Raw genomic sequence first — 13,607 nt, 5'->3', positions numbered from 1 at the left:
GCGCTCGGTTGGACGTTCGATTCATCCAAGTGACACGCACATCCTAGCTACGGTTCAGCGAGCCAACTCGCAGGAACAGAGGAATGGTTGTGATCGAGAGTGCCGTTTTACTGCTATCAGGTTGGGATCTGATCGACTCTTAGCCTTGAACGCCGGCGCCGCAGCCGATCATTGGCTCGAAACGTGCCGGTGTCCTTTTCCTCTCGATCGGCGGCCTAGCGAGGTTCGGCCATAACCATCCGCGCCGACAGCGTGACGATGCACATGAGCGCGCCTAACATGCCGAACGCAAAAGGCAAGCCGGTCATGTGTGCGACGAGCCCGATGCTGGCGGGACCCATCAGTATACCGGCGTAGCCAGCTGTCGTGATGACCGCGATTGCAACGCCCACCGGCATCACCTTCTGTTTGCCGGCGCGGCGACACAGCACAGGTACAACATTTGAAATACCCAATCCAATAAGCAGGAACCCAGCCATGGCAATTACCACAACCGGCGCGGCGACCACAGCCAGGAAGCCTATCATGATTGGTAGAGTTCCGAGCATCAATGTGGCACGGTCGCCGATTCGCTCCACTACGGCATCTCCGCCGAGACGTCCCGCAGTCATCGCGATGGCGAAGAGCATACAGCCAAGACCTCCATGCGCCTCAGCGAGAAGATCTTGCCCAACGAGAAGCAAAGCGCTCCAATCAAGCATTGCACCTTCGACAAGAAACGTAATAGCCGCGAGCGCAGCTATTAGCACCACACTGCGATGGGGCAAGACAAACACTGGCCCCTGCTGCCTTACACTCGTCGCGGTCAACCGCGGCCAGGCCGACACAATCGCGATCATCATAAACATCGAGCAGACTAACGTTGAAAAAAGCGGACCAAGCTGAAGCGAAAGGAACAAAGTCACGGCGGCAGAGCCGGTGAATTCGCCGATGCTGTAATGGGCATGGAAGCCGGACATCAATGGACGGCCGGTGGCGCGCTCCAGTTCAATCGCATAGATGTTCATGGCTACATCGATCGCCCCCAGTGAAACGCCGAACGCAAACAGCGTGGCACCGAGCGCAAGAGGTGTTCCGGCGATAGCAAGCCACGGCAGGATAAGCGCGAGGCCGAGTCCACCGACGAAGATAATGGGCTTGCTGCCGTACCGCGCATTCGACACGCTGGTCAAAAGCATAGCGAGAACGGATCCCATTCCGAGACAGAGCAGCAGAAGACCGAGCATGCGGTCATCTACCGCGAGCCGCTCCTTGGCGAGCGGCACCAAAGGCGCCCACGCCGCGAGGCCAAATCCGGCAACAAAAAACGCAAGCCGCGTCCCAAGCAGGCCGGCTGCCCAATTGGCAGATGGTATCACAGGCACTCCTGAGAGAACGGGCTGGTGAGCGCGGCGCCCCTCATCCTGTGTGCGCCGCCTGCAAGCGGTCCGATGATGGCCTCACGTTGACATTTTTCATCCCTGCAAATGCGATGCCATCGCAAAAGCTCGAGCCACTCCCGGAGTGGCAAGCGTCAACGCGGAATGATCGTCAAGCCCCGGACACCGGTTTGGCCTATCTTTCTCGGATAGCTAGCCGTACGAAGGACACTAGTCTTTGCTTGTTTCCGACGGTTAGAGGCGCAACAGCTCGAGTTGCCTTTGTCGCAAAGCGCACAAAGCCGACGGCACCCGGACCTTGCGTTTACTTCGAGAAGAACACCACAGCTCGCGTGAACACGGCCGTCAGCTCCCCGGCAGCATTTGCTGTCAATCTGGAAGCTCTCACAAAACGCAAAGGCGCTGCGCTACGCCTGAGCTCAATACAACGAACATTCATGGAGGACCGGAGCTGACCGCGGGGAACTTCTACGCTATACCGGGGCATCGGATCGCGGCAGATCATCCGAACGTGACGGAAAATCAGAGCTGCGATTCCAAATTCCCGGTGTGGGAGCGCTGGGTTGTGATGGAGCAATCAACCAAATCCTCCCTGCCATTTATGTTGGCGCCAGAAGGGCAGCATCGGCGTCGCGTGCAGTCATCAATTACCTTTGCTATCTGGTTAGGTCCAGGAAGCGCGCGTTCGATAGCGAGCTGGTCGCCGGCATCCCTCAAGCGCTTATATCCGCGGAGCGCCGCGACTGTCGTTCTGACCAGGTCGGACTGTGCGTGGTAACGAATGAGTATAGCAAGCAAAAATCGATCAGTATTGTCGCCGTCATCACGCTGTAAGCCCAGCCGTTCTGCACGAGATCGAGCTCGATCAACACCCGTGACAGACCGAATCCCACGATCCAAGCATCAAAGCTCATGCAAATGCGTCGAAACATCTCCGGATCAAGCCGCCGAATGACGTAGGATCCCAGCGGGATGCCGAGCAAAACACTGGGTATAAAGGCATAAAGCAGGCTGCCGCTTTCGGAAATGAAAAGGCCGAGCTTGTAGTAGACAAAGGCAGTCGCGCTCGATTCCACTACGCGAACCAGGGCAAGACCGGCGCGAAATTCGTTTTTGACGAGGCCCTGGTTGTTAAACAGCATGGCCAAAGGCGGGCCGGAGATAGTCGTCACCGAATAGAGGATGCCCAGCATCGACCCGAATGGCAGACCGATCAGCCAGCTCGCTTCGATAGGGCGGCGCCAGCCCGCGGCTTGCAACAAGATCAGGGGCAAAATGATCGTGTACGTGGCGAATTTGATCCAGCCCGGCTGCAGTGAGGCCAACGCATAGCCCCCGAGCGCAATGCCTGGCAAGAGCCCAAGCAAGATGGGAAACACTCGTCTCCAAACCGCCGGCACACCCTTCAGATTGATGAAGAGGACGTAAACGTTGACGAAGACTTCGATGATAACAATGGCCGGGTTGAGAATGCGATTGGGGTAGAAAACCAGCGCAAGGGGTACAGTGAGCGACGAAAAACCGTAGCCAATGGCTCCATTTACAAAGGCCGCAAAACAAGTTGTTGCGGCCAAAAATAGCATAGCACCATCAAACTCAGGCATTTACTTAACCTTCCTAGTCCGGAGCGCGTCCGATCACACGTCAGCGAATCAGACGTGGACATTGGTCATCAGGATTGCGGCAGATTCCGCCCTCGCTTCGCAGCTCCGGCGACCTTCACATTGGCTTTTGGCCGTGGCCAAGCGCGCTAGTTTCTCTTATTATCGACTTCGGTTGTATGAAGCTGCGTTGTACTTCCCCTACCCGACCGCGATAACTCAGCTAATACGTGTCAGTCTATTTTTCGGCTTGTCGATCGCTGGTTTTCGTATCGAAGCCATGACTGCGGCGGTCGTAGATGCGAGGGGCTCCTGACGACCAGTTCCGAACGGTCCCCAGTGGACTTGAACTGTCGGCAACTAAACCCTAAGGTCGTTGCAACCCAGAGGTCGTCGTTTTCAACTAGCAATGCGAGGCGCTCAGACGGGAGTAAAGCAATTCGCTCCAGAGACGTTGGGATAATAGCAACATCACCTTTTCAGCGTTGACAAGTTCTTCGCCGGCCGCCTGACGCTCGCCAAGCTGGGCAGCATGTGGCGACGATCTCGTTACGCGAAAAGCATGAGGCCGTCCCAGGCTCTATCGCTGACCACACCGGCATCATGAAGCGGCCGCATTTTTGGCAGTGTGCAGCCCTTCTCCTCGGGCAAACGATGGGTCAAAACAGGCGCAGCAGTTGGACATCATCCTTGTACCCTCGTGAATTTCGAGTCGATAAAATCACCGCGGTCGGCGAACAACGCCCTATCCGGAGCAGCAATCGAGCGAACGCGGATTGATTAATCGTTACTATTTGGCCAGCTGGACATCAGCAGCGCCGGTGAGTTCAACCTCTGTGCCGTTCTTCCCGTGACCGGCGCTCGCGTCGGCTCGGTGATCGGACGCGATTGCGACATAGACCGCCGGCAGCACGAAGAGAGTGAAGAGCGTGCCGATAGACATGCCAGCGACGAGCACCAGCCCGATCGAAAAGCGACTCGCGGCGCCAGCTCCCGTTGCGGTCAACAAGGGTATGAGGCCCGTGACCATCGCCGCCGTCGTCATCAAGATTGGACGCAACCGGACGCGTGCCGCCATCTCTATAGCCGAGCGACGGTCAAGTCGCTCCTTGAGCTGCAGTTCATTGGCGAACTCAACCATCAAGATGCCATGCTTGGAAATCAACCCGACCAGCGTTAGCAGTCCGACCTGGGTGTAGATGTTGATCGTCGCCCAGCCCAAAAATAGCGGTATCAGGGCGCCGACGATTGCCATCGGCACGCTGATCATAATAACGAGGGGATCGCGCAGACTTTCGAACTGCGCCGCAAGCACCAAGAATATGACGATAAGGGCAAACGCGAAGGTAATGGCCAGTTGGTTACCCTCGTGCACATATTGCCGGGCGTCGGCAAGGAAGTCGTGGCTGAAGCCTGCGGGCAGTTTCTTTGCCTGCGCTTCCAGGAAGTCCACGGCCTGACCGATCGTAACGCCGGGCATTGGCACGGCTTGAAAGGTCGCGCAGTTGAGCTGGTTGTAGTGCGTGAGTGCGTTCGGATCAGTCGCAGTCTCCACCGAGACTACGGTAGACAGCGGAAGCATCGAACCTTTCGCGGTCTTCACATAATAGTTTCCGATCGCTTCCGGGGCCAAGCGTTGCTCGCGGGGCACCTGCGGAATCACTTGGTACGAACGGCCTTGCAGATTGAAGTGATTGACGTAGTTTCCGCCAAGTAGGGTGGCGAGCGCGTTACCAATATTCTGCATGGTGATGCCAAGATCGTTGGCCTTCGATCGATCGACCTTGATTCGTACCACGGGCTGATTGAACTCGAGGTCAGAATCGCTGACCATGAACAGACCGCTTTTGCGCGCGGCATCCTTCAGGTTCGACATCTGCTCATAGACGGATTGGAAACCTAGCGTCGAATTGATCACCATCTGCACTGGTAGCCCGTCCGTGCCTCCCGGAAGCGACGGCAGGCTAAACGCAAATGCGTTAATACCTTCGATTTTGGACAGCTCGACCTGGACAAGGGACTTTAGCGCGATCGATGACCGCTTGCGCTCATCCCAAGGCTTGAGCAACATGCCGGCCATCCCTCCCCGCGAGCCGCTAGTGCCGTTGAGCACGAAGCTCAAATCGGTCTCGGGAAACTTCTGAAACGCCTTTTCGAGCTTGGCGCCGTAATAGTTGAGGTAGTCGATGTTGGCGTATTTCGGCGCTTTGGTTAGCGCGAATACAATCCCTTGATCTTCCTCCGGCGCGAGTTCCTTGGAAGTGTGCATATAGAGAAAACCGACGAGACCCAGCATGGTCAGGGCGAACAGCCCGGTAATCGGACGATAGTCGAGCGAGCGGTCGAGCTTGCGTCCGTACCAGCGTGTCGTGGCGCCAAACACGCGGTTCACAACTCTTGCAAACCGCCCCTCCTCAGCGCTCTTCAGGCAGACCGAGCACATCATCGGCGACAGCGTCAAAGCGATCACGCCCGACACGATCACCGCCCCCGCCAGCGTAAACGCGAACTCGCGGAACAGCGCGCCGGTGACGCCCCCGAGAAAACCGATGGGCGCGTATACGGCGGCCAACGTAATCGTCATGGAGACGACGGGGCCCACGATCTCGCGCGCGCCTCTCGCAGCAGCCTGGAGGGGCGGCGCACCTTCTTCCAGATGGCGATGAACGTTCTCCACCACGACGATCGCGTCGTCGACCACGAGACCGATCGCGAGTACCATCGCAAGGAGGGTAAGGAGATTGAATGAAAATCCCAACGCCAGCATCATGCTGCAGACACCGATGAGCGACAACGGAATGGTAACGACGGGAATGATGACCGACCGCAGCGAGGCCAGGAATAGAAAGATGACCACCACCACTATCACGACGGCCTCAATGAGCGTCTTCTCCACTTCATCGATCGACGATTGAATGAATTTGGTGGAATCGTAGGCCACTTTCATCTTCAGTGCCGGCGGCAGGTTGCGTTCCATTTCTGGAAACAGCGCCCGAACACCTCGCACTATGTTTAGCGGATTGCCCTGCGGGCTCGCCTGGACACCGATGAATACCGCGTGCTCGCCGTTCATGGAGACGCTGACGTCTGTGGTCTGCGCGGCAAGCTCGACTGCCGCAATGTCCTCCATGCGTACAAAGCCGCCGTCATTCGCTTTGACGACCATGCGCTTGAAGTCATCGACACTCCGCAGGTCGGTGTTTGTCGTGACGTCGGAGATAGTGAAATAGCCCTTGGTCTGACCGGACGCGGCCTGGAAGTTGTTGGCAGCGATTGCAGCCGAAACATCTGCCGGCGACACGCCGTGCCCCGCCATTTTCGCAGCATCGAGCCATAGCCGCATCGCAAAACTTTGGCTGCCCAAGATGTCAGCCGCCGCAACGCCGTCGACGGTCGACATAACCGGTTGCACGACGCGCGAGAGATAGTCCGAGATCGCGCTGGCCGTCAGTTCCTCGCTGGAGAAGGCGATGTACATGACAGCGGTAGCCTGACCGCTTGACTTAGTGACGACCGGATCGTTCGATTCTTTCGGGATTAACGATTTGACTGAATTGACCTTAGACAGCACCTCGGTGAGTGCCTCGTTGGGATCGAAATTGAGCTTGATGTAGACTTGGATCGTCGACGCACCGAGCACAGATGAGGAAGTGACATAGTCGACGCCCTCTGCGGAAGCGACCGCCTGCTCCAGAGGAGTGGTGATGTACCCCTGGATCATGTCGGCGGAGGCGCCAGGATAGGAGGTCGTGATATTGACGACCGTGTTAGACAGTTTGGGATACTGCCGGATTGGCAGAACAGCGGCCGCGCGAAGGCCGATCAGCAAGATCAGTAGACTGACGACGATAGATAAAACCGGACGCTTGATGAAAAGCTCTGTAAATGTCATCTCGACTCGCATTCAAAGAGGGTGACGCAAACTCGCTAGCGAGTCGCGCGACAGCCATCGTTATTAAAGCGGCAACTGCGGCCAGGCCCCTGCTATAAGCGAAACTGAAGTGGCCGCTCTAAAGACTCGTATGTTCCCAAGCAGAGGCTCAGCCTTCCGCTTCTTCCATTCTCGCTGCTTATGATGAACGCCGACCCCGCTTGGCTGAGTGCGATCTCGAATACGGAGCGCCTTCGCAAGATAAGACCCAAGTCCTTTTTGCGCGTAATCAGCCTGAGGTCCGCCTCAGGATGTGGAGGTGGGCTCACGTGCTTCCATTTACTCTCGTGCTCAAGTCTGAATGGAGCGCAAAACCGTCTAGGTGAATCGCGTCAGTTCAAGGCTTCGACCCGTTCGATCGAATGATTCAGCTTTGAAATCGAAAGTATGGACAACCAGGCAGATGCTCAACTCTACAAAGGTAAGCGGGTGATATCGCATGGGCTACAAAGCCTATACCAAGGTTTGTTCTCGGTCCGACTCAAACTTCCACAGTATTCCCCCAGGCGGGTCGGGCGACGGTCCCGTCTTGTACGCGGCCTCGTGCCACTCAAGCTTCTTCTTGGGCTTTCTCATCATCCTTAGGTCGGCTCGGAAGCGATCGCCTGCGCCAGCGTGCAGGCGATATGCTCACGCATCATTGAGAGCTTTGCGCTGGACGGCAATGAATGTGGCGACATTTATGTTGGCCGGCGTACGGGTGACGAGATGTTCTACGCCGGCAAGGTCGACCACGGCTTCGACAAGGCCTCGGCCACCGATCTCCACAAACTACTGACGCCGCTGATCCGCAAGACCCAGGCCCACACCAAACGCATCGAGCATAAGGCGATCTAGGTTGCGCCGAAGCTGTTCGTCGAAATCGAGCAATCTTGTCAACTGCCGAAGGTAAGGGGCGACATTCAGCTCTTTCATGGTGTCGGGGAGGATCCATCATCATTACCTCACCGCGCTGCAGCTTCTGCAATGATACCCGCTGGCTCTGGGAGGTGAATCCGGCTCAGCCATACAAAGACCAACGCCTGCATGCGCGACGCACTGTCAGGATCCCGCGTCCAGTCTGTTGCAAACCCGACGATCACGGCTTTGTCCCGCCCTCGCCGCAAGAATTCAAGCCGGATCTGTATCGGCGCTAGGGCGCCTACTCATAATTCGCCGTGTTCGCTTTACCACTAAAACCAGTCATCGCCGGGCGACCAGGGCATGTCGGTGATGGGCGATAAGGCGACATCGCGAGCTATTTTTGATTTTGACGCGACGAACTCCTACGAATTTCTTTAAACATGCGTATTCAGATTGGTACGTTGCTTGCTTTGTTCAGGACCTCATCACCCACGATTATCTTCTGAGCGGACCTGCGTCGCTGCAAATGCAAAGTCCGCCCGGAGATCGCCGTGCGGCGAAACTATGGAACCGATGTAGACCGGGGTGTCGGTCTAAATAGCAGACTGCAGCGCAAAGGTGGCGATGCTGAACTGCCAGTCGAGGGGAGCGGTTGCAAAGGCCGTCGTGACTTCTGGTAAGTCCATCCTTGTACACGATAACGCCATTGACCCCGTCATTTCACGCGCACGACCTCATTAAACTTCACGTCTGATTCTGATCTAGAATGATGAGGTAGAACATGCAAAGGCGTGGCGCGGTGGTCGACCAGCCACTGAAATGAAATCAGGTCGTTCTTTCGTGCGTCAGAAGGGACCTAATTCGTTCTCACGATGAACCGTAGTTTGCTTCCGGAGCGTAGCTGAGGAGATTGGGGCGCAATGACGTGTATTGTTGGACTGGTTAATAAAGGCACTGTTTACATCGGTGGCGATAGCGCCGGTTTGGACTCGAACTACTCTCTCGTCGTCCGCAACGACAGGAAGGTATTCCGGAGCGGTGATTTCGTCATGGGCTTTACCAGCTCATTCCGGATGGGACAGCTTTTGGCGTTTGGCTTCCATCCTAACAGGCCGCGCGTGGGTGTCGATGTGATGACTTACATGGTCACCGACTTCATCGACGCCGTGAGAGCTCGAATGAAGTATGGCGGCTTTGCTAGGACGAGGGATTCTGCTGAATACGGCGGGACGTTCCTTGTCGGCTACGCCGCCCGGCTGTTCCATATCTCGGACGATTACCAGGTTGGAGAATCGGTCCATGGGTTCGATGCGTGCGGATGCGGTAATGCGATAGCGCTCGGTTCGCTGAGATCAACACGCGACTGGAATGACCCCAAAGCACGCCTCCTTGAAGCTTTGGGCGCCGCCGAGACGTTCAGCGCGGGTGTCCGCGGGCCGTTCTATTTAGAGCAGGCGGACTGCACAAATAATTGAACGATCCTTATCGTCCTCAGTCTATCCGACGACGTCATACGTGCCAGCCTGAACCTGTGTGCAGTTGAATTTGCTTGAGTGAAGGTGTTCCTGGGCAGTCATTCAGTTTAATTGCGGGTGATCTCCGCATTGTTGGACCGACCTGCATCTTAGCCAGAAAGTCCCTTGAGCATCGAAGTCCATGTGTTCGACTCAAAGTCGTGTCTTTGTCTCATCGTCCATGAGGGACAGTTACCGTCATCAGACCTTGTTCGGAGCAGGGCCCATTACGGCACCGGCTGGGGCTCGAAATGAGACGTTTTCACAAATCCGATATATGCCGTGATGACCACCATGAACAGCATCGCCGCGCGGCTGCGCGGTAAGCAGATCCGCGTAACCGCGGCGACCTTCGCTGTACCGGAGCCAAACCGGAAAAGATAAGTGATAAGGAGAGCAGCCCGAACCAAGGCAACCTTACCTGGGTTTGCATATGGTTCCGTGTCCGTCTTTTATCGTTAATTCGCCGTAGCAAGCAATGTGATACTTGCGTCCCACAATAGGCATCTCGTCTGCTTGAGAGAATGAAGGCACGTTAATCGAGAGCTTCTTTACGAGAACTTCCTCGTATCCACCATCTCTCTCCAAGATCACGCGCCATTTCCACTCCCCGCCCGGGCTTTCGTCTGCCATTGTGTTGTAGCGGAGTCGGATCAAATTGCTCATCGAGAGTACCTGAAGACCATGTCCGATACGAGAGATAGAGAAAATCTATCGCCATCGCCGATGGGAGGCGAGGGCTTGCCCAACCGAGAACGCCTCGCCGATGCCAGCTTGCTCTTCCTTGAAGCAGTTCAAAACTTAACTGCTCAAAGATCTTTCTCCAAGACATACGAAAGTTTGCGCGATAGATCGCTCAGGATCATGCAAGCTCGGCCCCACATCGTGATAGTCCTTTTGTGAAGAGAAGGAACGCGGTCCGCGTCACTGCTCTTAGCGGCCCAAGCGGCCTAAACAGATCTCGGATTGTGAAACCGATTTGAGGGGTTATGGCGAAATCCTCAAAGCTTGTCGTTGCGAAGAACGGGCGTGCGCTTCTTGTCAGACGCCGTCGCGACGGGCTCTGGATGTTTCCGGGCGGCCGCAAGCGTGCCGGTGAGAGTGACAGGGCGTGCCTTCGTCGAGAGGTTGCGGAAGAACTTCCGAAAATCAAACTCGGACCGTTGAAGCTCTGGAAGGAAGTGAAGGGCACGAACCGCCGATCTGGGCGCAAGATGAGCGATGCTGTTTTCGTGGCTAAGAAAGCGTCGGGCCAATTGAAGATTGGTGACACAAAGGAGATCGACAAGGCGGTCTGGCGCAAGCCGCGACGGATCAGGCTAACGCCGACGTCCCGCTACATTCGGGACAAGCTGTTTCCCAAGTGAACAATAGCCGGTTACTTGCACGTTGATTTCCGCTCAAGGCAACAAACTTCGCCGCATCGCATATTGGCTCTTACCATCGGACGGGATTACCTTCTATCTCTTTGTGAACTTGATCTCGATGCGCGACGAGACTCGCTCTTAGAGCTCGGTCATAGGGCCGCAGGCCCGACCAGGCAGGCGCATCGCCTTAAAGAGAAATGGCACCCGCAGGAGCGTGAGCAAAGCGACGCCGAAGGCGGCACGCGGGACCGAGTGCAGCGACGAGACCGGTTAAAAGGGCACCCGGGAACTGGGCAGTGATAGCGACGCCGGCATACTTCATGACGGCGGGCCCCTTTCCCGAGTGCCCCCGGCGAGGAGCACCAAAGCTCTGGCGCGAGGGATCGGAGCCGCACGGCGTGCGCCGTTGTGGCGTGAAGAAGAAGGGAGTGTTCGAAAGAATGGAGCCTACTGGTAGGGCTCTTACTTACCCGGCTTACCGGTGTCGGAAATGACTGAGACCTCGAAAGAGGAACGGGACCAGAGCATGCCGGGAAACGTCTCGAAATCGGGCGCCGCAGCCCGGTGGAGAGCACAGAGTAAGGTGTGCATGGTGAAAGCTGCATTGCCTGAATCCCAGTTTCCAGTCGCCAAAGGGCTGGCAGTAGCGAACGCGGCTGACACGCTACGCCACGCGGGGCGGATCGCACCGGCCAGTGCGAACTGCCACCAGTCCGCGTGGGACGACCACCATCCGTGGGTCAAGGAGACGAATGTGACACCTAAACACACCGCAACTCCCCGCACACGTAACTACGGGATCGCCTGCAACAGGTTCTTTCGAGGACCTGTATGGCGACGGAGCCGTCATAGTACCCAAATGCCCGGCGTAATGGCCGGGACAGCCGCCGCGAGGCGGACGATCATGCGTATAAGGCCGGGCGACCGGACCGAAAGCGCCTCCGATCGGGGGAAGGACGATGCCGCGAATAACGGCATGTGCAGTATGCGTAGAAAAGATTCTTCGACGGAGAGGTTCTGCTGATGCAGGCCGTTACCATCCAGAGAAGAATTGAATCACTGCCGACCTTGTCGCGGTCGGGCAAGCGCGTAAGTGGCCTTCACCGCCTGATGAGATCTCCGCGTCTCTTCGAGTGGGCCTACGAAAAGGTCTCCCGCAACAAGGGAGCCCTGATGCCCGGTGTAGACGGCAAGACCTTCGACGGCATGTCGCTGGAGAAGCTCGCCGACATCGCCAGGCGCGTGGCGGATGGCACTTATCGCTTCCGGCCGGTCCGGCGGGTTTATATCCCGAAGGACAACGGCAAGACACGACCGCTGGGTATCCCCACGGTGGAAGACCGGCTCGTTCAGGAGGCGGTCAGGATTCTACTTGAGGCGATCTACGAACCTGTGTTCCTCAATGAATCACATGGGTTCCGCCCGGGGCGATCCTGTCATACCGCACTCAAGCTCATCAAGAAGAGTTGGACGGGCTGCAAGTGGCTGGTCGAAGTGGATGTGCGTGGGTTCTTCGACAACATCGACCATGACATCCTGCTTGGGCTTCTTAGGAAGCGGATCGATGACGATAAGTTCATCGGTCTGATCGAGGGAATGCTCAAAGCAGGCTACATGGAAGATTGGGTCTACGGACGCACTTACAGTGGTACGCCACAGGGCGGCGTTGTCTCGCCCTTGCTCGCCAACATCTATCTGCACGAGTTGGATCAGCACATGCAGATGATGAAGGCGGACTTCGACAAAGGCAGTGAGCGACGTCCATTCCCGCGCTACGTGGCGTTGGAACGGCGCGTCCTCAGTCTCCGCCGGAAGATTGAACGGCTCCGTGCCGAAGGTGCGGATCGGGCCGAGATCGATGCTGCATTTGCGGAGATCAAAGCCGTCAATAAGGTGAGACGGAAAGTGCCTTCCGTCGATCCGATGGACCCCAACTTCAAAAGGCTCCGCTACTGCCGCTATGCCGACGACTTCCTCATCGGCGTGATCGGGAGCAAGCGGGACGCGTGCGAGATCATGGCCTGCGTCGAACGATTCCTGACGGAGACCTTGAAGCTCGCCGTGTCGCCCGAGAAAAGTGGGGTTCACGCCGCTTCAAAGGGAGTGACCTTCCTGAGCTATCGCGTCTCGACATACACATCCTACGGGGCTGGACGAAAATCCAGCCGCAAGGGACCGGCTGGACGGACATGGCGCGTAATGCGTCGGCCGACCACCGGCAATGTCAGCCTGCGGGTGCCGCGCAAGGAAGTCACCAAGTTCTGCAAGCAACACGGCTATGGCGATCTCGCCAAGAAGACCGGCAGTCCGCGCGAGCAGTTCCTGGTAACCAGCGACGTTGCAACCGTCCTCGCCTATAACTCAGAGTTCCGTGGGTTTGCGAACTACCATTCGTTTGCCGACGACATCAAGAGCGCCTTGGGATTGTTGGAGCTTGTCGTGTTCCGCAGTCTTGTGAAGACGCTGGCGATGCGACATCGGACGACGAGAGCACGAACCATGGCGCGTCTGTGGAAAGGCACGGACTACGAGGTTAGCTCCGTGGTCCGTGGTAAGCTTCGTAGTATCAAGCTGTGGAGACTGAAGCATCTGAACCGCGCCTACTGGACAAGTCCGACTATCGACAACGTCACGGCAGGTGCGTGGTGGGTCAAAAGCCCAAATGATCTGATCGATCGACTTAACGCTCGCAAGTGCGAAGCGTGCAGCGATACGACGGGACCATTCGAGATGCATCATCTCCGCCGGCTAGGAGACATGCGAAGCGGATCGCTGACGGTCTGGAAACGGTCCGGTTGGCGGCGCAAGACCATTGTTCTGTGTCCGTCATGCCGTGCAGCCGTCTCCGGTCGAGAGCATGCGCGTACGGAAAGCCGTGTGCATTGAAAAGTGCCCGCACGGTTTGGGGGGAGGCGTAGGGACATCCTCTTCGAGGTGTCCCGCGCCTACCCTACCGAGACGCTGCGCGGCTC

Annotated in this window: 6 protein-coding genes and 1 pseudogene; 4 read left to right on the top strand and 3 right to left on the bottom strand. The window is 57.0% G+C overall.

Features of this window, described 5'->3' with window-relative positions:
* Positions 1-215: 215 nt before the first annotated feature.
* The 3 genes from I6F38_RS07625 to I6F38_RS07615 form a co-directional block, all read right to left on the bottom strand.
* Positions 216-1,355 (bottom strand): MFS transporter, encoded by a 1,140-nt coding sequence (locus I6F38_RS07625; protein WP_346657098.1) that lies wholly within the window; start codon positions 1,353-1,355, stop codon positions 216-218.
* A gap of 737 nt (positions 1,356-2,092) precedes the next feature.
* Positions 2,093-2,983 (bottom strand): sulfite exporter TauE/SafE family protein, encoded by an 891-nt coding sequence (locus tag I6F38_RS07620; protein ID WP_016848000.1) that lies wholly within the window; start codon positions 2,981-2,983, stop codon positions 2,093-2,095.
* Between the two features lie 787 nt (positions 2,984-3,770).
* Positions 3,771-6,872 (bottom strand): multidrug efflux RND transporter permease subunit, encoded by a 3,102-nt coding sequence (locus I6F38_RS07615; protein ID WP_225159780.1) that lies wholly within the window; start codon positions 6,870-6,872, stop codon positions 3,771-3,773.
* A 687-nt stretch (positions 6,873-7,559) separates the two neighbouring features.
* Between I6F38_RS07615 and I6F38_RS07610 the strand changes: the two are divergent.
* From I6F38_RS07610 to I6F38_RS07595, 4 genes and pseudogenes are all read left to right on the top strand, one after another.
* A pseudogene (locus tag I6F38_RS07610) lies at positions 7,560-7,745 on the top strand (DNA ligase); the annotation flags it as partial.
* Positions 7,746-8,674: 929 nt separating this feature from the next.
* A complete protein-coding gene (locus I6F38_RS07605; RefSeq protein WP_225159779.1) occupies positions 8,675-9,229 on the top strand; it encodes a hypothetical protein in 555 nt (184 codons plus the stop codon).
* A 1,028-nt stretch (positions 9,230-10,257) separates the two neighbouring features.
* On the top strand, positions 10,258-10,635 hold the full coding sequence (locus I6F38_RS07600; protein WP_016848005.1) for an NUDIX hydrolase: 378 nt from the start codon (positions 10,258-10,260) through the stop codon (positions 10,633-10,635).
* A 1,023-nt stretch (positions 10,636-11,658) separates the two neighbouring features.
* Positions 11,659-13,521, top strand: coding sequence for a reverse transcriptase domain-containing protein (locus I6F38_RS07595; protein ID WP_225159778.1), 1,863 nt, complete (start codon positions 11,659-11,661; stop codon positions 13,519-13,521).
* Positions 13,522-13,607 lie beyond the last annotated feature (86 nt).

The organism is Bradyrhizobium sp. BRP56, assembly GCF_020194035.1.
GTDB lineage: Bacteria > Pseudomonadota > Alphaproteobacteria > Rhizobiales > Xanthobacteraceae > Bradyrhizobium > Bradyrhizobium australafricanum.
This window is presented reverse-complemented; position numbering and strand designations above follow the sequence as displayed.

Bases quoted from the DNA above. Each gene is read 5' to 3' on its own strand.
- I6F38_RS07620 (WP_016848000.1), bottom strand. From the start codon at position 2,983: ATGCCTGAGTTTGATGGTGCTATGCTATTTTTGGCCGCAACAACTTGT.
- I6F38_RS07615 (WP_225159780.1), bottom strand. From the start codon at position 6,872: ATGACATTTACAGAGCTTTTCATCAAGCGTCCGGTTTTATCTATCGTC.
- I6F38_RS07605 (WP_225159779.1), top strand. From the start codon at position 8,675: ATGACGTGTATTGTTGGACTGGTTAATAAAGGCACTGTTTACATCGGT.
- I6F38_RS07600 (WP_016848005.1), top strand. From the start codon at position 10,258: ATGGCGAAATCCTCAAAGCTTGTCGTTGCGAAGAACGGGCGTGCGCTT.
- I6F38_RS07595 (WP_225159778.1), top strand. From the start codon at position 11,659: ATGCAGGCCGTTACCATCCAGAGAAGAATTGAATCACTGCCGACCTTG.